This window comes from Chryseobacterium sp. SN22 (assembly GCF_008329705.1).
In the GTDB taxonomy this organism is placed as follows: Bacteria; Bacteroidota; Bacteroidia; order Flavobacteriales; family Weeksellaceae; genus Chryseobacterium.
The window spans coordinates 1-19,481 of sequence record NZ_VTSX01000035.1 but is presented as its reverse complement, the minus strand read 5'-3'; the positions used below and the strand labels follow the sequence as shown (position 1 = coordinate 19,481).

Below are 19,481 nucleotides of genomic sequence, written 5' to 3'. Positions count from 1 at the left end.
AGAGTAATTGGAAGCGGAATTTTAACTACAAAGGCAAAAAAGACCCGGATGCTGTAAAATACAACTAAACACAAAATACTAAATCAGTTCAGAAAAGCTTAAAAAACCTTTGATTTTTTATCTTATGTCTCTGAAATATTTTCAATCTATTAAATACTTTTCTGTGACTGATTTGTTACTATTAACTGCAATAATCTGTGAAAATCCATGTCATCTGTGGGAAATATTTCCCGCTTTTCTAAACTGTCCTGAATGCCTTATAAAAAGCCGTTTCAATGTCCAGCCTATCGTTTTCCGTATACCGTCTTGAAAAATGGACCGGTACGGCTTCCTTGACTTTACATGCCTTCATGATTTTTCCGGAGGCCGAAGCGAAGCTGTGATGGTTCAATTTGGCAAATTCCCGGTCTTCATCTTTATAAAAAGTTTCAATGTACACCAGATCCGCACCCTGGAAAACCGTTTTTATTTTTTCATAATTGTCTTCCTCAGCGGCATGGTCCATGATTACACCGAGCTTATAGCCTTCATTCCGCGTCAACAGATAGAATAAGTCCGAAGCCTGGTAAACCGTTCCTTCGATTTCGATTTGCTTACCGCCCTCATTTTTTTCAAAAGCGGCTTTCAGTTCGCTGATCCATTTTCCTTTCTTGAATTCGGAACCGTTTTCATTAAAACTCACTGAATCTTTCTCTTTAAAAAGATAAGCAATGGAATGGGTCTTATGGTCCAGAATGGCGAAATCTACATTCACATATTCATCTTCAAAAAGGAAATCCTGTGTTTTTACAGATTCGGGATTCCAGTGTGGCGGACGGATTTTATACACCTTAATTTCTTCTTCTGAAACAATTTCCCTGATTTCATATTCAATGGCGTTTTCATCAATCAGGTTCCAGGTGTAGGATTTCAATCTGGATTCAATCTGTTGATGAATATTTTCCGGTCCGCAGATCACTACTTTCTCCCCGCTTCCGATCTGGTGCCTGAAAACACCATCAAAGTTTGAAAAATGGTCGATATGGGTATGGCTGATGAATACCGCCGATACCGACTGCACTTCTTTTACCGTCAGCAAACTCGCTTCACCGCAATCACACAGATAATGCTTCGCCGAATTCGGAACTTTTATTAATATACTGATGTCTTCTTTAAAAAGACTTTTTATTTCTGCCTGTAACATATTTTTAATTTTTTATGAACCATACAACTTATCATTCCATTGGAAATCCAAACGTTTATTTTTCCTTTTAACTTTGCCTGAATTCCAAACAGAAAGTTTAGATAATCAATCTTCTATTGATGGTTCAATTTAACATATAAAAGTTCCGGTAAAAAATATTTACCGAAACTCAGTTTATTTCAAAACGGATTCTTTTGCCGTTTTTCTGCGGATCCCGAAGTCGGACTTCCTGATTTTACACATTCTTTCATCAGCAGTGTGATGAAAAACGATGCCCTCCATGTTATTGTCAGGATTGCTCAAAAAGCTTTTGATCCATTCAAAATCCAGGCTTGCCAGATTAAGGATCTCACTTCCGTGCTTGACCAACAAATGGCCTTTGATGTTTTCGGGATTTCCCTGCACCTTTTCACCGATGAGCTCGTAGGTGCCGTCTTCTACCCTGCCCGATCCGGCCAAAGCATGAAAACCTTCCCAGAAGTATGCATCTTCTTTTCCGGCAGGATCGCAGGCCACCCAATGCGGGTGATGCCCGGTTACCGGATCTGCTTTCTGGCAAGGGATTGCCCCTTCCAGAGCCGTCCTGCCTTTTTTGGCATCGTATCTTTTGAACAGCTTACCGTTGATCACCGCGCATGCGGAACCGTCGAACTTCTGTGTAGCAACCGCTTTCCCCTCAAAAACCCAATGGTTTTCAGGATTGATTTCGTTGACTACTCTTCCTAAATTATGTTTATCTTTTTTAAATAAGGTACTCATCTTTTTCATTTTTTATTCGTTTTTTAAATAATTATTCAGAAACGGCCAGCGCTGCTTTTACCATATCAATAACCACGGCATTCAGCTTTTTGTTGATCCTTTTCTGTTCTTCTTTTTCAATGCTGCCAAAAGCTTCCGGGAAATCTTTTCCGAAATCCTCCAGGATATCCTGTGCAAAAAGGCCGATTAGTTTTCCAGTCATTTCAGGCTTGAATTCGCCGATTTTGCTGATGACATTGTTCAGCCTGTTAATCGTCGCATACTGCTCAAGCTCTTCCCAGATTTTTTGGGCTTCTTCACCGAACAGGATCTGCTTCTGCACTTTTTTCTCCTGCTTTCTCACCACTTTGGATTTTTCGATCCATTTTTCATTTTTGTTCTTAAGAATGACCCTCGAGCCGTTTCCGAAATACCGGGTTTCCAGGGTCTTTATAATAGTTCCTTCGCACTTATTATCCTCTACTTCCGGAAATCCCAGCCATACCGGAATCCTTGAATTAAATATATTAGGATAATCCAAAGCCTCTTCCAGCGTTCCCTGAAACAGGGTTTTGGCGTAGAACAATCCGGTCTCCTCAAAAATCCGGTTGATAAATTCCGTATCCAGATAAGTCGTACCGTTCAGCTTGATATCGAATGCATAAAACTCATTATGAGGAGCATATTCAATGCCTTTCTGCACTTTTACTGCATCTTTTACGGGTTCCACCGCCTTGTGTTTATAACCGCCTCCGAACAATTCACCGTAGATGACCACCGTTTCAACCTCCGGATACAGGGTTTTTACTTTTCCGAATACCTTTATTACCTTTTCTTTATATGCCTCCAACACCTGATGGGCATTGAAGAATTTATCTTCCTTTTCGATGAAGGCTGTCCTTTTGGCGATTTTAATTTCCCTTCCGTCGGTATAAAAGGAGAAATTGGCTCCGTGAACCTTTTCCTGCACGATGAACACCTCATCCCCGAAGCCCTGAATCCTGATCTGTTCGATCACGCGGGCCTGGTAAGCATTTTCTATCGAGTTGTATGTTTTAAAAATCATTTTTTAGTTTTTTATTTAACCATAAACTTTAACTCATCAGAATGAAATCATTGTTTTATCTTTTTTCATTCTGCCTACAATCAAATTATCTGATGTGTATATTTTATGGAGTATTAAGTTCTGATTCATTATTTTTCATCTGGGTCAGGTGCCTTTTGGCATGAAGCGATAGGAAATAAATATATTCGTAAACATTAATTTTTCCTAATCCGTTCACGGTCATCGTGGTTCTGCAGAGTAGTCCTTCTCCATTTTTCATCCGGTCCAGATAAATTAAGCACTGGTGATATTGCATGGAGATCAGGCTTCTGATTTCATGTAATTCCATTTCCCCTTTCGGTTCCATATGTTCGGGTCTGATCCATTCAAAGGCACCGTATTCTCCTACTTCTTCAAACTTTTCCCTGTCGAAAACATAATTTCGTATTTCAACAGCCAGATCCGGAGTCGAATAATTCCGGAGTGCTTTTTTTGCACCTTTTTCGATAAGGATGAGCAGATAAAAGTTCGTCAGATAAATATGTTCCAGAATCTGCCGGACCGTCCAGCCTCCGTTTGAAGGCTGATGATCCAACGTTCTTCTTTTTTTCTCAAACCATCGGTCTACCTCATCAAAGCTAAGCTGCAAATGGGTTTTTATTTCCTGTATAAATCTGAAAATATCCATCACCGTTTTTTAAAATTGTTTAAAAGGCTTTCGATATTCCGCTTTCCTACCGGATTCATGGAATGACAGTAGAATTCCGGTAAGTCAAGGTAATGATCCATGCAATATTCTACCAGCCATTTTGCACAATCGTAGCCTGTCTTTTCAACAAAATCCAGACTATCCGGATTCAGATAATGCCGGTCTGCAAGATCATGGTCAAAAGAGATCATATCCGGAAGTCCATTTTCAAGGATCCAGTCGACAAACTCCTGGTAATCTTGTGCGATGTGCCAGTCTTTTCGTTGAAAAATCTCCTGTCCGGTATACTGATACGCATCCTTCGGATATCTGATGTCATCCAGGAATAATAGTCTTTTTGTTGTTTCCATGGTTTTGTTATATTTTATTCTGAAAAGTAAACATTCAACGCTTTGATGATACTTTTCACATTCGTATTCGGATAAAATCCCGAACTGTTGATGCAGTTGATCTCAACGATCTTCCAGCCTTCATCTGTTAAACAGATGTCCATGACAAAAGCTTTTTCAAGATTAAAAAGCCGGAGCATTTCCCTGGCAAAAGCAAGTCCGTCCTCTGAAACTTTTTCCTCGAAAGGAACCCGGTCATTAAATTTATAATATCCGGCATCAATAATCTGCCCACCCACGATCCATAATCTTGCTTCTTTCAACGTTCTTTTTGCTTCGGAAACCTGGATTACAGAGTCTGCCGTGATCCTGTTGGATGAACTTTTTAAAGTTTCACATACAAAATCCTTCCATTCGGTTTCGTTTAAAACCCTGCCTGTAAAAATCTACTTATAGGGCTTGATGAATTTCTTTACATCTTTTTCCCAGATCAGCTTTTCTGAAATTTTGCAGACCATAACTTCATGATTCAGAAGATGCGCTCCGTAATATTCAGAATAGACTTCATACAGGTGGTTGCCTCCGTAAAAAGAACCCGGAAACCAACCGGCATTCTGTTTAGCCAGCCTGGCGATGGTTACGGATCCGTACACGAAAACATCTTTCCGGTCTGTTTCAAAATCTATTTTCTCCGCCGCCGGAGGAATATTGATAATACTATAATCAATATTCAATTCTTCCAGAACATCAAAAATTTTATGATGATCGGGATCGAGATATACATTTGCCTGAACTAAAAAAAACATGGTTATTAGTTTTTATTATTTGAATCTATTTTTTACAGTCTCTGACAATTCTATTTTTGCTTCTTCAGGAAATCCTGATAAGCCGGGGATGTCATTATATTCCAAAATGAACTTTTCTCCGTTTTCCGTTTGAAGGACATCAATCGCCACAATATCAGCCCGGATGTCTTCCTTCAGCTGTTTTACTTTTCCAATCCATTCTTCCTCCGGTTCGATGAGCTGATATTCCCGGGTTAAAGAATTGGCTTTCCAATATCTGCCTTTCCTTTTCATCGCCCACACCTTATCATTTACAGCAAGGTAGCGGATGTCATATTGATAATCGATAAATTGTTCCGTCGTCACATAATCGTTGTGAATAAACAGCAGGTCTTTCAGTTCTTCCCATTGTTCTTCGTTTGTAACCAGGCTTTTTCCGTATCCGCCGTGATGGTTTCCCACTTTAACGACGAAAGGGAATTCCATCTTAAGATTTTTCAGTTGGGTCGTTGCGCTGGCCACATTAAAAACGATAACCGGCAAGCCGATTTTTTTTAATCTGTTCAGCATGGACAACCGGTCGTACCCCATCAATAATGTTGATGCTGCATTTACGCAGGGAATTCCGAAATAGTCGATCAATTCCAAAATGCTCCTGTGCTTTGCTTCGGGATTTACGGCACCCAACCGCCAGAAAACAATATCCGGCTTACAGACTCCTTCAAGATCAATAAAATATAATGACGAATCCTTTACTATACATTCCAATGCCTGGATTCTCTTCTGAACGACATGATATCCTGCGAAATAATCCGGCCAGTATTTTTCTCCGTTGATGATTAAAATGGTTTTCATGGTTTTTAATTTTTTAGATTTAAAATAAAAGCCGGATGATAGAAGTCAAGACCACTGTTAAAAAACTTCCGGCCTCCATCATCCTGCTTCCTGCCTGTTACACCATCATATCGGCGCAGTTGGAGCTGGCAAAGGCAAAAGGTTTCGCTCTGAACACGTACCCCATTCCGAGAATATATCCCATCGCATCTTTTAATGCGACATTGGATTTGAAATCCGGATCGGTATTGATGTCTGCGTGTACCTCCATTTCCACTCCATAAGCATCCAGCACCGCACAGATGGCATAGGCAATTTCTACGGATTTGTTGACTTCATTCAGCATCCGTTCTTTGATGCTGATCCGCTGGAATTCTCTTTCTTTTCTGATAAAGGTAAACGCTCCTTTTCCCTCCCGGATAAATACGACTGCCGTAGCATAATTGATCGCATCACCATACACATGGGAATCCGATCCCACACATACTTTCAGTCGGTGGCCACAGGCCTGTTCGCGGAGGATGGCTTCTTCTACCAGCTGGGTGATAGGATTGCGGAAGATTTTTCCGTTCATGTTCTGCCATGTTTCTTGTTGCGTTTCCATTTTTTCTACATGTTTTGTTTAAATGTTAATTTGTTATTATTGTTAATGCCTGAAGGTCAATGGACAATTTTTATAAGTCTTAACCAGCTGTTACTCTTCGTCCGTGAGAAACCACCCCGTCAAAAATTCTTTCAGAATTTACGCCACCCCTCCAATGGAGTGGAATTGCGGTTAAGGGTTTTGCCTGGCGTGCTTCTGATTAAGCGTTAGCTCTAAAATTCACCATTCACTTGCAGAGCAAAATTCACCATTGACCATTCACCTTTTGTTGATTCATCAGGATTGTTCATGAATCTAATACTTCATTTAAAGAATTCACGAATGCTCCGCATTTCAAACCTGGACAACAAGAGCCAAAGTCTTGTGTGCTGACCAATTACACTATGAATCAGTTTTATAAGTAATGAATAATTGGCAATCTAAATCATACTTCATCATTACTTATATTCTGTACGGGAAGAGGGATTCGAACCCCCAAAAACCTGAGCCTAAATCAGGTGTGTCTGCCAATTCCACCATTCCCGCAGATTTATAATTGATTGTTGGTAACAGACAAGCTGCGATCAATCAGCATTCATCAGCTCATCTGTAAAAAATAGGAGAAGACTGTCTATTAAAACGTTACCTGTTATGTTTTGTAAGATCTTCTGCGCTTGACAAAGCCTTCTCTCTATTGTTTTTGTGAATCACTCATTTCCTTTGCTCATCAATTTAATGGCAAGACAAGATTCACTTTTTTCATCATTTGTCTTTTGTACTCTATAAGGGAATCGAACCCTTGTTTTCTGCTCGAAAGGCAGGCGTCCTGACCGTTAGACGAATAGAGCATTTGATTACGAACTCCGATCTGCCTGGCTTTCACCTGCGAAGTACAATTCACCGTTTCCTTTTGTCAATTGTGAATTCCTTCGGGTCAATGGTCGATATTAATGCGTTATAAAATTAACCATTCACTTGCGGAGTAATATTCATCATCCGCAATTCACACGTAAAACCACCCCGTCAAAAATTCTTTCGGAATTTTCGCCACTCCTCCAGAGGAGTGGAATTAAGGTTAAGGTTTGCTAAAGTGTACTTTTGATAAAGCTTTAGCTCTAAAATTCACTATTCATTTGCAAAGCAAAATTCACCATTCACCTTTGACCATCTGACCGGGAATCGAACCCGAACAACAAGAGTACATTTCCTGCATGCTGCCGTTACATTATCAGCGGTTGGTGGAAGCAGCAGGATTCGAACCTGCTCAGCAGTAAAGCAACAGATTTACAGTCTGCCCCGACTCTCCAGCTTCGGCGTGCTTCCTTTTTTAGGAGTAATAAATAATTGGCAATGAGTAATATTTTATACTAAATTTCCAATTCTAATTTTAATTTCCTGTGAAGAAAAATAAAGCCTGTCTTATTTTTTGTTTGATATAAGAACTTCTGCGCCCGACAGGCTTTTTCTTTTTCTCCGGAACTAATCTCATTTTAGTTATTTGAGATGGCTATGGGATTCGAACCCACTCAGCTTACGCAACGGTTTTGCAGACCGCCCCGACTCTCCCACTTCGGCGAACCATCATTTTGATGAGCAATGGGTAATGAATAATCTTTACCTCTTTTATAATGGATGAATGATGATTGATATTGATCTTCATAAAAAACAAAGTCTGTCTTATTTTTATTTGATGTAAGAACTTCTGCGCTTGGACAGACTTTATTTTCACTAAAAATTATATTATGTTTCCTTTATTTCATTTTTTAGTTTCCGAGGTTAAGAAAAAGCCCGCCTGTATATTTTGTGTTTTTTTGGCTTAAAGATCGTCTGCGCTCGGCAGGCTTTTCTTTCTCTCTTTGAAACAATTACTTTTAATGTCAATGGTGAATGGTCAATTCACTTCACTTGTCAATTTTACTTCTGTTGTGCAACAAATTCACTATTGAATATTCACTCTCTGTACTCCATAAGGGAATCGAACCCTTGTTTTCTGCTCGAAAGGCAGGTGTCCTAACCGTTAGACGAATGGAGCGTTTTATGATTATAGTCGATGGGTAATCTGAATCTATTCTAAAAATTCCCTTGCAAAGCAAAAATTCACTTATTGAACATTCACTACCAGAAAACCACCCCGCCAAAAATTCTTTCGAAATTTTTGCCACCCCTCCAAAGGAGTGGAATTGCGGTTCAGCTTTTTTCCAGGTGTGCTTTTATTAACCTTTAGCCTTAAATTCACTACTCACTTACGGAGCAGAATTCACCATTGCTTATTTACTTTTTGTCTGGAAAGCAGGGTTCGAACCTGCGACCTCCCGCGTCCAAGGCGGGTAAACAACCACCGTTATCTTTCCAGTTTTCAGGTTCATTTTTTTATCATTCCCGGGAGACAGCCGGTGCTGATAATTCCGTGAACCTTTGCGGTCTATGCGAGAATTGAACCCTCAGTACCCGAGAGACAGTCGGGAAGGTTACCGTTACCTCAATAGACCTTTTGTGATTCCGACAGGATTCGAACCTGTAACCCTGGGTTTAGAAAACCCATGCTCTATCCATTGAGCCACGGAACCTTTGAGGTGAATCGTCAATTCGCTTCGCTGGTCAATTCCTTCGGGGTAATGGTCAATTTTAATTTATTCTAAAAATTACCATTCACTTGCGAAGCAAAATTCACTACGCCCATTCACTTATAGAAAACCACCCCGTCAAAAATTCTTTTAGAATTTTCGCCACCCCTCCAAAGGAGTGGAATTGCGGTTAAGCTTCTTTCATTTCTACTTTTGATGAAGATTTAGCCCAAAATTCACCATTGCTATTCACCTTTGTAATCCCGGAGGGATTCGAACCCTCAACCTCCGACGTATCAGGTCGATGCTCCAACCGATTGAGCTACGGGATTGTTTTACTTTAATTTTTCGGCATCAAAAAAGCGCCTCTTTTCGGGAGGCGCTTTCTATTTTTATACGTGTCAGTCTGTTAGCTGACCCATTTATATAAGCACCTTTTACCCATTTCACTATCAAGAAGAATAACACACGCATATCCCTGCCCCATCGGCTGTAAACCGTGTTCTCTTGAAGATAAATTGAATATGTTGTTAAATTGTTTCATTTTATTTTTCTTGTTTTAAAAAAGTTTTTTTTGAAAAGCTGAAAACCTGTTGCTTTCAATTTTCGGTTGCAAAGTAAGGACGAATTTTTTTAATCTGCAAATTTATTTTTCCATTAAATATTTGATAATCAGTATTTTATATTCTGTTTTTAGAGTAGGGAATTTCTGTCCGCAATATCCTGCAGATGTCTTCTATACCTAAATGACTGTCTCTCATCGGGTTACTGATCACGCTTTATCTTCGTATTAATTGTTCATTTGTTATTAAAAATTTTTCACTTTTATGGTTATTTTTTTTCATTCTAAATAATTTCTGCCCTACAAATGCAAAAAACGCCCCGGTGACCGAGGCGTTTTTGCTGTATTTTGATTTAATTTTTACGAGATTAGTGTAAATATTTTTCAAAGCAAGCACAGTTCGCCTCATCCGATATCATTCCTTCATATCCAAACGATCCCTTTAGTACAGGGCGATCGCATAGATTTAAACTGATATGTGCTCTTTGTATTGTCATAAATTTGTTGCGGCAAAGATAAATATTTTTCCGAAGCCAAAGAAGTATTTATTGATCCTGATCATAAAATCGAATGGTTTCGGAGGTCTTATTCTCGCAGCTTTTTATAGATTTTCTTCTTCTTCAGGTATTCTGCCGAATTCTTCCAGGGCAGGAAACAGGCTTCCCTGATAATCATACAGACTTTTATGTTCAGTAGTGGCAATAATTACAATTTCCTTGGATTCCATTAAAGAAAGATGCGGAAATATTTCCCTTATTCTTTTTATTGCATATAAAGGTGTTATGGCCGAAGCGGCAATTTCCCTGGCGATTTCAATTGCATTTTACCGTCGTGTTTCAGATGAAGATACTTAAGGGTGTTATCTATTAATTCCTGAACATTCTGTTTCTTCCCATCTTATATCTTGAAATATCTTTGAGAATCACTTCATCCTCCGGGTTGAAATGTTTCAGTTCATTTACGATTTCCGAACGGGTGGCTACTTTTTCGGCAATGATTTCATAGGCAATATTCCGTGCGGTGGATCGGAGTTCCGGATCTTTTTTAAATTCATGCTTCATGGCTTCCAGGTAAATGATCTTTTTCTCAGAGGGCGTTTTTTCATACAGTTCGCGGATCTGCTGATTCAGTTTTTTAAGATCGGAAATATTAGCAAAGTAATTATTCAGGCAATTAAATGAATCACGGTCTTCTTCCCAGCCTTTTAAAAGTATTTTCTGGGCTTCATCGGGCATTTCCATTTTTTTTCGGTAAATCAGGGAACCTTTTACCATCTGGTTATTGTTTACATAATCATCAACCACCATCTGATAATAGATATTGGCATTCTTGGTATCATTAATCAGCCTGTACAGATCTCCCGCTTTTTCTTTTTGTCCGAGTTCTTTGTACAGATCGATGGCTTTTTTATACTGTTTTGCTTTTTCGTAACAGTTCGCGGCTTCTGATCTATTCTTCAGTTTTTTAAGATAAATTACGGCAGCTTCATTGTACAATCCTCCATCTTCCAGGGTTTTTGCCCCCCGATAGTAGTCTTTCAGCAGATTCATATATACTTTTGCTGCCCTTTGATAATCTTTCTCAATGATGTATTTTTGGGCCAGTTCTTCGTACCGGTCCCTAATCTTATCAAAAAGCGAGGCTTCAAGATAAAAGTTTTCTCCGCCATTTCTGCCTTTTCCCAATGTACTTTTTTCCTTTTCCTTTTTTTCAAGCTGCATCAGCACCATTAAAATGATAAAAGCAATGACGACAAAGATCACCAGGGTCCCGATGACACTCCAAAAGCTCTGATGGAACAGCTGCGCCAGGATTCCGATGATTTTGATGATGGCGAGAATAAAAAATGCCGCCATAAATTTGTCTGTGAACTTCTGCCTATTCATCCTTATCCGATTTTAAAATGGTTTTATCTTCGCTGAAAAGACGGTACAGCAGCAATACGATGCTGATGATGAGAAGCCATACAAACCAGTTGTACCCGAACATCCCGATCAGCGGATAGAAAATATACGCCAACATAACGACCAATAGAATCATTAAAAAAATCTTGGTGCTGCCCGGAATATTTTCACCTCCTACATTCAGCGATTTTTTCTTCACGAAAAAGGAATATAATCCTACGGCACCTGTCATGGCTACGATCAGCCAGAAGATCTCTGCAAAAGAGGTACTTTTTTCTTCAGCCTTGCTGCTTCCGGCATCTGATGAGACTACCGGAGGCGGAACCTGCGGATATTCTTTCGTTCCGTAAAGCCTTCCGAGGGAATCTTCTATCAAAACGGCTTTCTTTTTCATGATGGTTTTTACGATTCCTTCATCCGCCGGTTTTCCCGAACCTGCCTTCTGAATGGAGTCTGCTATTTTTTTCCTGATTTTTCCTTCGCTCCGGGCCAGATATTTTACAATCTTTTTCCGGTAAACCCGTTTGAGGGAATCGGTTGCCGCATCTGTTTTATCATTCAGCTTAAAGATATCGTTCTGGATTTTATCAATCGGCCGTCCGCCGTTTTCCAGGTATTCCTGATAACTTTTTTCATCGGGCCTGCTCATGCTTAATGACGCCTTCATGTGCTCTTTCATGAGTTCCCTCCGCTTTTTCCCGTACAGGGAATCGATCTTCATATCAATATCCGTAACGCCTGACTTGTACGCGACCATGGGGGCCATGACGGTTTTATCGGGTGTCCGGACTTTCCCTGAAGAAATTTCAGGCTTTTCTTCAGTCTTGTCTTTATTAAGATTCATAAAGACCCTGGCCAATCCGAGCATTAAAAGGACTACCCAAAATACCCAGGCATAGCTTCTTCCCGAAGGTTTTTCACTAAAGGGATCATCCTCTTTTTTACCAAAGAGTTTTTCCAGCCAGGGAATTTTAAATTTAAAAATCCCGAAACCGTCTCCTCTCGATGTTCCCATGATATCCAGAGGAATCCCAAGCTCAACTGCCCGGTCGGGATATTTTTCGATATATTTTAAATATTTTTCAATTTCCTTTTTGTTTCCGGCCATTACCTTTTTCAAGTCGAACGGAAGGTTTTTCATCCATTCTTCTTCGGTCTGCGGCTTCTCCAGGGATTCCAGGATTTTTTCATCATCCATTTCCACCGTAAAGTGCCCGATTTTCTGTGGAATGCGTACTCCATTTGCAGGTCTCCTTACCTTATCTTCCGAAGGTTTTGGATTCTGAATTAGAGAAAACCAATCAATTTCTTCATTAAGCTTTACCAATCCGAATCCGGGATGCATGATCAGGAATACAGCATCGGCCTGTTGCCAGTCTTCCGGATTGATTTTCGGGTAAAATGTGGTGTTCTCAGGAATGAAAAATTTATTATCGATACATTGGAAATAAGCATTTCTGCCAATGTCATTCGGAGCCGGATCTTCGAAAACCAGGAAACATCCGTATAAGACGTTGGGTTCTGAGGAAGGAACCGGGAAAGCCAGAACCTCATTCAGACAAATTCCTAAAATTTCCATCTCACGAAGCCATACGAGCGGTGAGGAACCTTTGATTAAAAGTCCTTTTTTAGGATAGCTGTTTTTCGGAAAAGGTTTGATTCTAAGTTCCATATTCCCAGATTTGATCGATAAACCGTTCCATATAATCAGCGTACATTTCTTCCATCGTCCTTACTTTCAGGAGTGTATTCTGCGGTAAATAATATTCTGAACCTCCGAATTCCGTATGGGTTGCCAGTGCCAGATTTCCATATTCCGTGGAAGGGATATAAAATTCCGGTATCTTTTTGTTGCTGCTTTTAAAAGTAAGCATTCCCCGGGAATCCGTAATGATTTCACTTCCGTCTGAAAAAGCGAATTTGTTTTTATTCTGCTCGGTACAAATTTTCAACGGATGATTGTTTCTGTCAAACGTGATGGAATCTTCACTGTATTTATTCAGCTCATTACTGGAAACGACCAGTCTTTTCTCTGTGTTGATTCCGATGTTGTGGAAATTGTTTAAAATTTTAATTCCACTATTTATCAATTTTTTAATTTCAGTATTTACTTTTGAAATATTTTTATCTATATCAAAATCATTCTTAACTGATTCAAAACTGATAGTGCCATCGATATTTATTTCAAAAATCCAGGGTGATTCTCTACTGCGCAAATAAAACTTTCTGCTAAAATAAGTCAATTTAAGACCCTGTGACAATTCTCTCTCACCAGTAAGATTCAGTTCAGAATATTCTTTTGTATTCAGGTTTAATTTGGAAATCAATTTCCTATCAGGTTGATACTGACATAAGATAAAATCCCCCTGTTTATTTCTGGCTAATGCAAACTGGCCTTTCGGTCTTATGGAAATACCATCAATCAACACCTCGCAGCCATGATGGGTTTTATAGGTATCATAGTAATCCCGGCTGTAGTAATTGTCCGACAGATAGGTTCTCAGCAGCTGTTTTTTATTGCTTAGTATATAAAATTCACCTTCATACAGGAAAGTGGCGATTTTATTGACCGGCGAAGGAAATAAGACCGGGTAATTAAACGGAACATCCGCTTTCTTGCTGTCTCCTGAAAACTTATTTTCCCTTTTCTGCTTCCGTTGAGGCGGATTGGCCCATAATTCCTGCAACGGAAGCATGATCTTCTGGATGTGTTTCCGTGTTCCTGTATGATGTTTGTAAAAATTCAGCTCGCCCTCTTGGGAAGTCGTTACCAGAAATTTCAGGCGGTCCCTGTTTTCATGGATAACCCTCTGAAGATTTTGATTTACTAAATTTTCCTGATGGGTGATAAAAAATACTTCCAGATCTTTCTCTTGATGCTCGTCTTCAAAAAATCTTTCAAGCGTGTGTGAAACTTCCAGAACCGGACTTACCTGATTTAGGTTTTCAATAACTTCATCTATTTTATCCAGAGCAATCGGGATGATGTTCTGTCCCAATGCAAAAACTTTACATGCCGAATGGGCTTTCGGATGTTTAATGACCGCAATGGCTGATGCAAATGCCAAAACTTTCGGTGTTCCCCAGTTTTTCAGGGAAGTATCGATCAGGATAATCCTTTCGAAGATATTTTCTTCGGGTGGAATTTCCCGCTGGATATACAATGCTTCATTATTGGCCACCCGGTTCATAAAGACATCATCTTCATTGGCAAATTCAGACAAAAGCATCCGGTGCAGCTCGCCTTTATTCGTCATATCCGAAATTCCGCCGATCGGCTGTTCTCCCGGTGAAAGGTGGCGCATCGGAATTTTCAGTCCGCTCCAGATTCTTTTAATCAGGCTTCCGACCTGAAAGGTTTTCGGCTCTTCAATAAGTTCCTGAATAAAATCCGAACCGGTTTCTACCGTCGTTTCTTCTTCCACTACTTCATCTTCCAGCTCCGGAATATCCGTGAAACCTTTCATGGCATTCACGATGGATTCCGGAGTCGGAAATTTATTCTGAAGCAGTGCTAAGGTTTTAATATCCCTGTTGACTGCGACTGAAGTCAGAACCTTTTTAACAGCAGCTTCGCCTATGATTTGGGGCTTTGTTTCAAATACTTTTAAGATTAATCCTGAATTTACGGAAGAAACACGATTGTGACTCTCCTTAAAAATGGTTTGTAAAAGAATAATCTTGTTCTGTCCTCTCTTGAAGGAACCTCCAATGGCATTTATATTTTCTAAAAATTTGATGGCAAGACCGATATCCGAATCATTTTCCGCTAAGGTACTCTTTTGTCTGTTCAGATGATAGAAAACGCCATCCAGATTCAGGAAGCCTTCATGAAGCGCGTACAAAACAAGAAGCAAAGCACCAAAAGGCGGAAATCCGTGCTCTTTTAGTTCCTTAAGGATTTCAATGACATAAGGCCTATAGGCAATCGCCCCTACATTTGGGATCGAAAGAAGGTTGTTATCATGATACCGTGTATCATCCGGAATATCTTCATCCGTAGTCCATTCCCAGAAATAATTGATATACGATTGAAAATAAGCAGTTATGTCCATGCCTGTGACTTTTCAGTGAGACGGAAAGAGCTTACGGAAAGGTTTCGAAAATCTTCTTTATCAAGGGATAAAACACTTCCGTTCCCGTTCCACAACAGCCACTGATCGCGGCCTGCGTTATATTTTCTCTGCAATAAAGAACTCAGGTTCTTAAATTCAAAATCGTAGCCAGCCGGCAAAAGATGACCGTCTTTCGACCAGAATGTTTTTCCCGGCAGACTCAGCAAGGGATCGCCGATAAATAAAGCCTGATCATTAATAACAATCCAGTCGGTTTTCTCTAATTTAAATTTTGGCAGCGTAATGACAGCTTCCCTGATCTCTTTTATCGAACATAACAAAGCTGTTGCAGGATGTTCTTCCTCGCTGGGTTTTAGTTTAACTTCAATTTTCTCATCAATTCCGAAAAAATTATTATTAAATAACGGAAAAGTTAAACGCAATGCTTTATCAATGGGATTCCACAGCAGGGCCGTTCTCATCTTTTTGCTTGGAACCAATGCATCCGGCCGGAATAAAAGCCCGTCTCTTAATTCATACAACATCAAATTCGGCAGCTGCTGAATTTCCGAAGAAACCGCCTGCTCCTCTGTGAAACCTTTTAGCCATATTACATCTTCTTCCAAAGCAATCTGAATATTTTTCCAGTCACGGACCGAGCCTAAAAAGTCTTCATCTGCACGTGGAATTTCTGCCCGGAATTCTTTTAAACGGTCTGGAGAATCTTTTGCCATAGACTTTCGATTTCTTGTTGAATATACTGTTTCTGTTCGGGATTTCTGATCCAGTCGCATCGGGTCTGCAGGTATCTTAACTTATCTTTAATGACATTCTGTTCTTCAAAACTCAAGAATCCTTTATTCCATTTTTCCACTAAGATTTTTACGTCTATCATCACTTCTTCCGGGTTCGGTGTCTTGTTTTGCATCGCCTGCGGATGTGATTTGGGATGTTCGTCTTTTTCAATGGTGCGGTTGATGATTCCTTCCAGGATCTCGATCTGTTCTTCGGTATCCCAGATGTGTTTCAGCACCCACAGATCCGAAAGAATGGCTTCGTTTCTGCCACAGATTAAAGCACTTGATGCGATGAGGTTCTGCAGTTTTACAGCTCTACGGTCAGAAATGGCAATTCCCGTATTTCTGAGATTAATGATGGTATTTAAATAGACTTCATAAACCGGCCTCAGGTCTATTGTCTTACAGAGTTCCTGCAGTTCGCGGATTTCATGGGAAAGAATTTCAGGGAATTCCGTTCCGATATTGCTTTCCAGTTTTCTTCCGGCCAAAAGCACCTGCTGAAGAAGGTCGGGATGTACATAGTCTACATTGATCCGTACAAGGAAACGATCGAACAGGGCATTCAGTGCTTCATCTTCAGGAAGCACGTTGCTCGCTCCCACGAACATGAGCGCAGGAAGATGTTTGGTTTCTTTTCCTCTTTTAAAAATCTTTTCATTTAGAGCCATCAGCAGGGAATTCAGGATCGCCGAATTGGCGTTGAAGATTTCATCCAGGAAGACCAGTGAGGCTTCCGGCATCATCCCTTCGGTATTGGTCAGCAGTTCTCCTTCTTTTAATTTACGGATATCGAACGGACCGAAGATTTCATTCGGTTCAGTAAAGCGGGTCAGAAGGTATTCAAAATTTTTCCCGTCTTTTACAGTTTTAGCCAAAGTTCTCACAATTGCTGATTTTGCCGTTCCGGGAGGTCCGTACAAAAAGGCATTCTCTTTTGCGACTAGACAGATTCCCAACAAATCCACTACATCATTTTTGCCGACAAACGTATCTTTTACATAAGTGAGTACTTTATTTAGTTTTTCTATATTCTGAGTCATTAATTATTGTTTTTTTACGGTTACTTTTTCTAAACGTGAAACCCGCGAGGTTTATTCAGCAGCTGTTTTTTTAAGTGTTTTACTTACTAATGTAAACGAAGGTTCAGCTGTTTTTATTTAATAAAAAATCTTAAAGATAAAAAGTAGATGAATCCGCTTACTATCAGTGAAATCAAAAGATCGATATAAAAAGTGATCGGCAATTCAAAATATTTTAAACCTATTATAAAATAAGATCCCAGAATGAAAAGCATGACAAATATGGTCATATAGATCGATAACGGTGACAATGCCATGAGAAATGCAATCAAGGTAAAATACGTCATCAACACAAAAAAGATATAAAAATGCTTTCCGTAAATTGCATATTGGGAATGGACGATTGCCCTGAATTCTGAGAAGTCCCGTTTCCCTGCTATGAGATTATAACCGTTGTCGATGAAGTCCTTAAGAATCTTAGCCGGATTGTATCCCAACATCAGACTTGCCGAGCTTACAACAATGATAAGCAAGGCAACGATCATCAAGTGAAAAAGGGCAATATTTTTAGTCAGCTTTCGATAGTAGTTTTTTTCTTCAGCGGAATCCGATATAAAATTACCCATATCGAAACTTATATTATAATTAATCGGGATGTAGCCGAAGCTGACTTTAACTCCGTTTTTTAAAACATACGAGTAAACAGGTTTGGTGAATGTAGAAAAGACATTTACTTCTTTTACTTTCATTTTAAAAAGCCCGATGTTTACGTAATAAGACAAAATACAGAATAAAAAGCCGTATGTAGAAAAGATTAAGCCGACGGTAACGGCAGTATTAATTTCCATTATTAATTTTTACTTAAAAAATTCCACCAGTTTTTCTTTGTCGGCTTCTCCACTTTTTGTTCTGCTTTTTCTTTTTCGGTATTTCTTTTACTGAATGAAAAAGCGATTCTACGATATGGAACAGAAATGTCAAAGCATACCTCTGAACCGTCAGTCAGCGAAAGAATGTCCAGTATTTGATCTTCTGTTTTAATAAGCCTCTGCATTGTATCTTCTTTGTTAAAATGGTATCTGATCAAATCTCTTTCATCCGAAATCCTTGTCACAATATATGGTAAGCTCCTTGTCCCGTCTCCCGTTTTCTCAATGCATTCAAAAAGAGTCTGAGCAATACTCATTTCAATATGCATTGCTCTTTCATCACCTAATTCCCGATGAGCAAAATATTTAAAAATATGAACACTCGGACTCAATAAAACATTAACGTTTACATAGCTGATCACTTCCTTAAATTTTCCTCCATTCAGAAGATCCTGAACATTACCTGTATCTTCGGAATAAGGATCATAAGCAGGATCATTGATGACAAATTCTCTGCATTTTAGAAAAGTCTCCTTAGTAGGGTCCGTTAAAAATTCAAATACGTTCTCGTAAGTTTCCATTTTATTCAGTTATTGTTTTTAATTCTTTCCAAAATATATCTTTGTACAGGCCGAATTCGGCAATCAGCAATTGATTGATGTAAGGGATTTCAGCCAGTTTATAAGCTTTTTTCTCCACAATCCTTTCCAGATATAATTTTCGGTAGGTTTTATCTCTTAGTTCCTCTTCCCAGTTAATACCTTCCAGCTCAAGATCAGATCCTACGGCAGAATAGTGAAACTGTTTTAAAACAGATTTCAGCATTTTTACCAAAGGGTCTTCGGGATCAGCCATCTGTAAAGCTGAAACAATCTGAGGTAAAAACCGGAGTGATAAATCGGCAGATAACAGAGTTGAAACTTCTCTCTCTCCTTTAAAAGGAGGAATCAACTTGTTTAAATCTTTAGCTGTATTTTGTCTTATCAGGTGGAGCTGTGCGCTGTAATAAACTACTTTCGCAGCCCATAGTGCGGTTTCCGGATCACAGACTATGGTATCGGATAAAAATTCAAGTCTTTCCTTTACAAACTCAGCCTGAAAATAATCCATGGCATTCTCCTCTTCCTTCATAGAAATATCATGAATATCCGAAAAGATCGTAATACATTCTTCCTGACGAAGTAGAAAGAGCGTATCCAGAAATGGCGATTTATTTTCCGTCATCCGACAAAAATAAAAATATTATTTATAAATCCTGAACTTTCCTTAAAAAACAGCAATAAATAATAGGTAATGAGCAATGATCAGAGTTATCTTAAGTAAAGTTAAACCTTCCCGGTGTCTTTATATTCTGTTTTTTTGTTGGGGTACGGACATAAAAAAACCTCACACATTTACTGTATGAGGTTTAAAATAAAAACTGGCGGCGACCTACTCTCCCGCTATTCGCAGTACCATCGGCGCTGGTGGGCTTAACTTCTGTGTTCGGAATGGGAACAGGT

At 39.4% G+C, this 19,481-nt stretch carries 18 protein-coding genes, 8 tRNA genes and 1 rRNA gene; all 27 read right to left on the bottom strand.

Annotated features, from left to right (window positions below; genetic code table 11):
• Positions 1-238: 238 nt before the first annotated feature.
• Entirely contained in the window at positions 239-1,183 is a 945-nt protein-coding gene (locus FY557_RS18710) for an MBL fold metallo-hydrolase (RefSeq protein WP_149248751.1), read from the bottom strand.
• Positions 1,184-1,357: 174 nt separating this feature from the next.
• Positions 1,358-1,942, bottom strand: coding sequence for a DUF5565 family protein (locus FY557_RS18705; RefSeq protein ID WP_149248750.1), 585 nt, complete (start codon positions 1,940-1,942; stop codon positions 1,358-1,360).
• Positions 1,943-1,973: 31 nt separating this feature from the next.
• On the bottom strand, positions 1,974-2,987 hold the full coding sequence (locus FY557_RS18700; protein WP_149248749.1) for an RNA ligase, Rnl2 family: 1,014 nt from the start codon (positions 2,985-2,987) through the stop codon (positions 1,974-1,976).
• Positions 2,988-3,090: 103 nt separating this feature from the next.
• Positions 3,091-3,654 carry a DinB family protein gene (locus tag FY557_RS18695; protein ID WP_149248748.1) on the bottom strand — a complete coding sequence of 188 codons (564 nt, stop codon included), beginning with the start codon at positions 3,652-3,654 and terminating at the stop codon, positions 3,091-3,093.
• Positions 3,654-4,025: a cyclic-phosphate processing receiver domain-containing protein gene (locus FY557_RS18690; RefSeq protein WP_149248747.1), complete on the bottom strand. Its 372-nt coding sequence runs from the start codon at positions 4,023-4,025 to the stop codon at positions 3,654-3,656. The genes FY557_RS18695 and FY557_RS18690 overlap by 1 nt, the downstream gene beginning before the upstream one ends.
• Before the next feature lie 14 nt (positions 4,026-4,039).
• Complete coding sequence (locus FY557_RS20440; RefSeq protein WP_228451839.1) at positions 4,040-4,450, bottom strand: ATP-grasp domain-containing protein; 411 nt, start codon at positions 4,448-4,450, stop codon at positions 4,040-4,042.
• Positions 4,451-4,810, bottom strand: a complete 360-nt coding sequence (locus tag FY557_RS20435) for a hypothetical protein (protein ID WP_228451837.1) — start codon at positions 4,808-4,810, stop codon at positions 4,451-4,453.
• Between the two features lie 15 nt (positions 4,811-4,825).
• Entirely contained in the window at positions 4,826-5,644 is an 819-nt protein-coding gene (locus tag FY557_RS18680) for a RimK family alpha-L-glutamate ligase (protein WP_149248746.1), read from the bottom strand.
• A gap of 97 nt (positions 5,645-5,741) precedes the next feature.
• Positions 5,742-6,227: a ribonuclease H-like YkuK family protein gene (locus tag FY557_RS18675; RefSeq protein WP_149248745.1), complete on the bottom strand. Its 486-nt coding sequence runs from the start codon at positions 6,225-6,227 to the stop codon at positions 5,742-5,744.
• A gap of 451 nt (positions 6,228-6,678) precedes the next feature.
• A tRNA-Leu gene (locus FY557_RS18670) sits at positions 6,679-6,752 on the bottom strand.
• A gap of 230 nt (positions 6,753-6,982) precedes the next feature.
• Positions 6,983-7,054, bottom strand: a tRNA-Glu gene (locus FY557_RS18665).
• A 388-nt stretch (positions 7,055-7,442) separates the two neighbouring features.
• A tRNA-Tyr gene (locus FY557_RS18660) sits at positions 7,443-7,529 on the bottom strand.
• Positions 7,530-7,707: 178 nt separating this feature from the next.
• Positions 7,708-7,789, bottom strand: a tRNA-Cys gene (locus FY557_RS18655).
• A 377-nt stretch (positions 7,790-8,166) separates the two neighbouring features.
• Positions 8,167-8,238: transfer RNA gene (locus tag FY557_RS18650), tRNA-Glu, on the bottom strand.
• Positions 8,239-8,487: 249 nt separating this feature from the next.
• Positions 8,488-8,559, bottom strand: a tRNA-Pro gene (locus FY557_RS18645).
• A 141-nt stretch (positions 8,560-8,700) separates the two neighbouring features.
• Positions 8,701-8,773: transfer RNA gene (locus tag FY557_RS18640), tRNA-Arg, on the bottom strand.
• A 255-nt stretch (positions 8,774-9,028) separates the two neighbouring features.
• Positions 9,029-9,102: transfer RNA gene (locus tag FY557_RS18635), tRNA-Ile, on the bottom strand.
• Positions 9,103-9,933: 831 nt separating this feature from the next.
• A complete protein-coding gene (locus tag FY557_RS20505; protein WP_262713560.1) occupies positions 9,934-10,059 on the bottom strand; it encodes a hypothetical protein in 126 nt (41 codons plus the stop codon).
• Positions 10,060-10,198: 139 nt separating this feature from the next.
• Positions 10,199-11,218: a tetratricopeptide repeat protein gene (locus tag FY557_RS18625; RefSeq protein WP_149248743.1), complete on the bottom strand. Its 1,020-nt coding sequence runs from the start codon at positions 11,216-11,218 to the stop codon at positions 10,199-10,201.
• Entirely contained in the window at positions 11,211-12,908 is a 1,698-nt protein-coding gene (locus FY557_RS18620) for an APC family permease (RefSeq protein WP_149248742.1), read from the bottom strand. Before FY557_RS18620 ends, FY557_RS18625 begins: the two co-directional genes overlap by 8 nt.
• A complete protein-coding gene (locus FY557_RS18615; RefSeq protein ID WP_149248741.1) occupies positions 12,898-15,291 on the bottom strand; it encodes a hypothetical protein in 2,394 nt (797 codons plus the stop codon). The genes FY557_RS18620 and FY557_RS18615 overlap by 11 nt, the downstream gene beginning before the upstream one ends.
• Entirely contained in the window at positions 15,282-16,025 is a 744-nt protein-coding gene (locus tag FY557_RS18610) for a hypothetical protein (protein WP_149248740.1), read from the bottom strand. Before FY557_RS18610 ends, FY557_RS18615 begins: the two co-directional genes overlap by 10 nt.
• Positions 15,998-17,131 (bottom strand): AAA family ATPase, encoded by a 1,134-nt coding sequence (locus FY557_RS18605; protein WP_149248739.1) that lies wholly within the window; start codon positions 17,129-17,131, stop codon positions 15,998-16,000. The genes FY557_RS18610 and FY557_RS18605 overlap by 28 nt, the downstream gene beginning before the upstream one ends.
• A 113-nt stretch (positions 17,132-17,244) precedes the next feature.
• Entirely contained in the window at positions 17,245-17,958 is a 714-nt protein-coding gene (locus FY557_RS18600) for a hypothetical protein (RefSeq protein WP_149248738.1), read from the bottom strand.
• 2 nt (positions 17,959-17,960) lie between these two features.
• The gene (locus FY557_RS18595) at positions 17,961-18,560 is read right to left on the bottom strand and encodes a hypothetical protein (RefSeq protein WP_149248737.1); all 600 of its coding nucleotides are present in this window, start codon (positions 18,558-18,560) and stop codon (positions 17,961-17,963) included.
• A gap of 1 nt (position 18,561) precedes the next feature.
• The gene (locus tag FY557_RS18590) at positions 18,562-19,203 is read right to left on the bottom strand and encodes a hypothetical protein (RefSeq protein WP_149248736.1); all 642 of its coding nucleotides are present in this window, start codon (positions 19,201-19,203) and stop codon (positions 18,562-18,564) included.
• Positions 19,204-19,397: 194 nt separating this feature from the next.
• Positions 19,398-19,481 (bottom strand): 5S ribosomal RNA (gene rrf / locus FY557_RS18585); the annotation flags it as partial.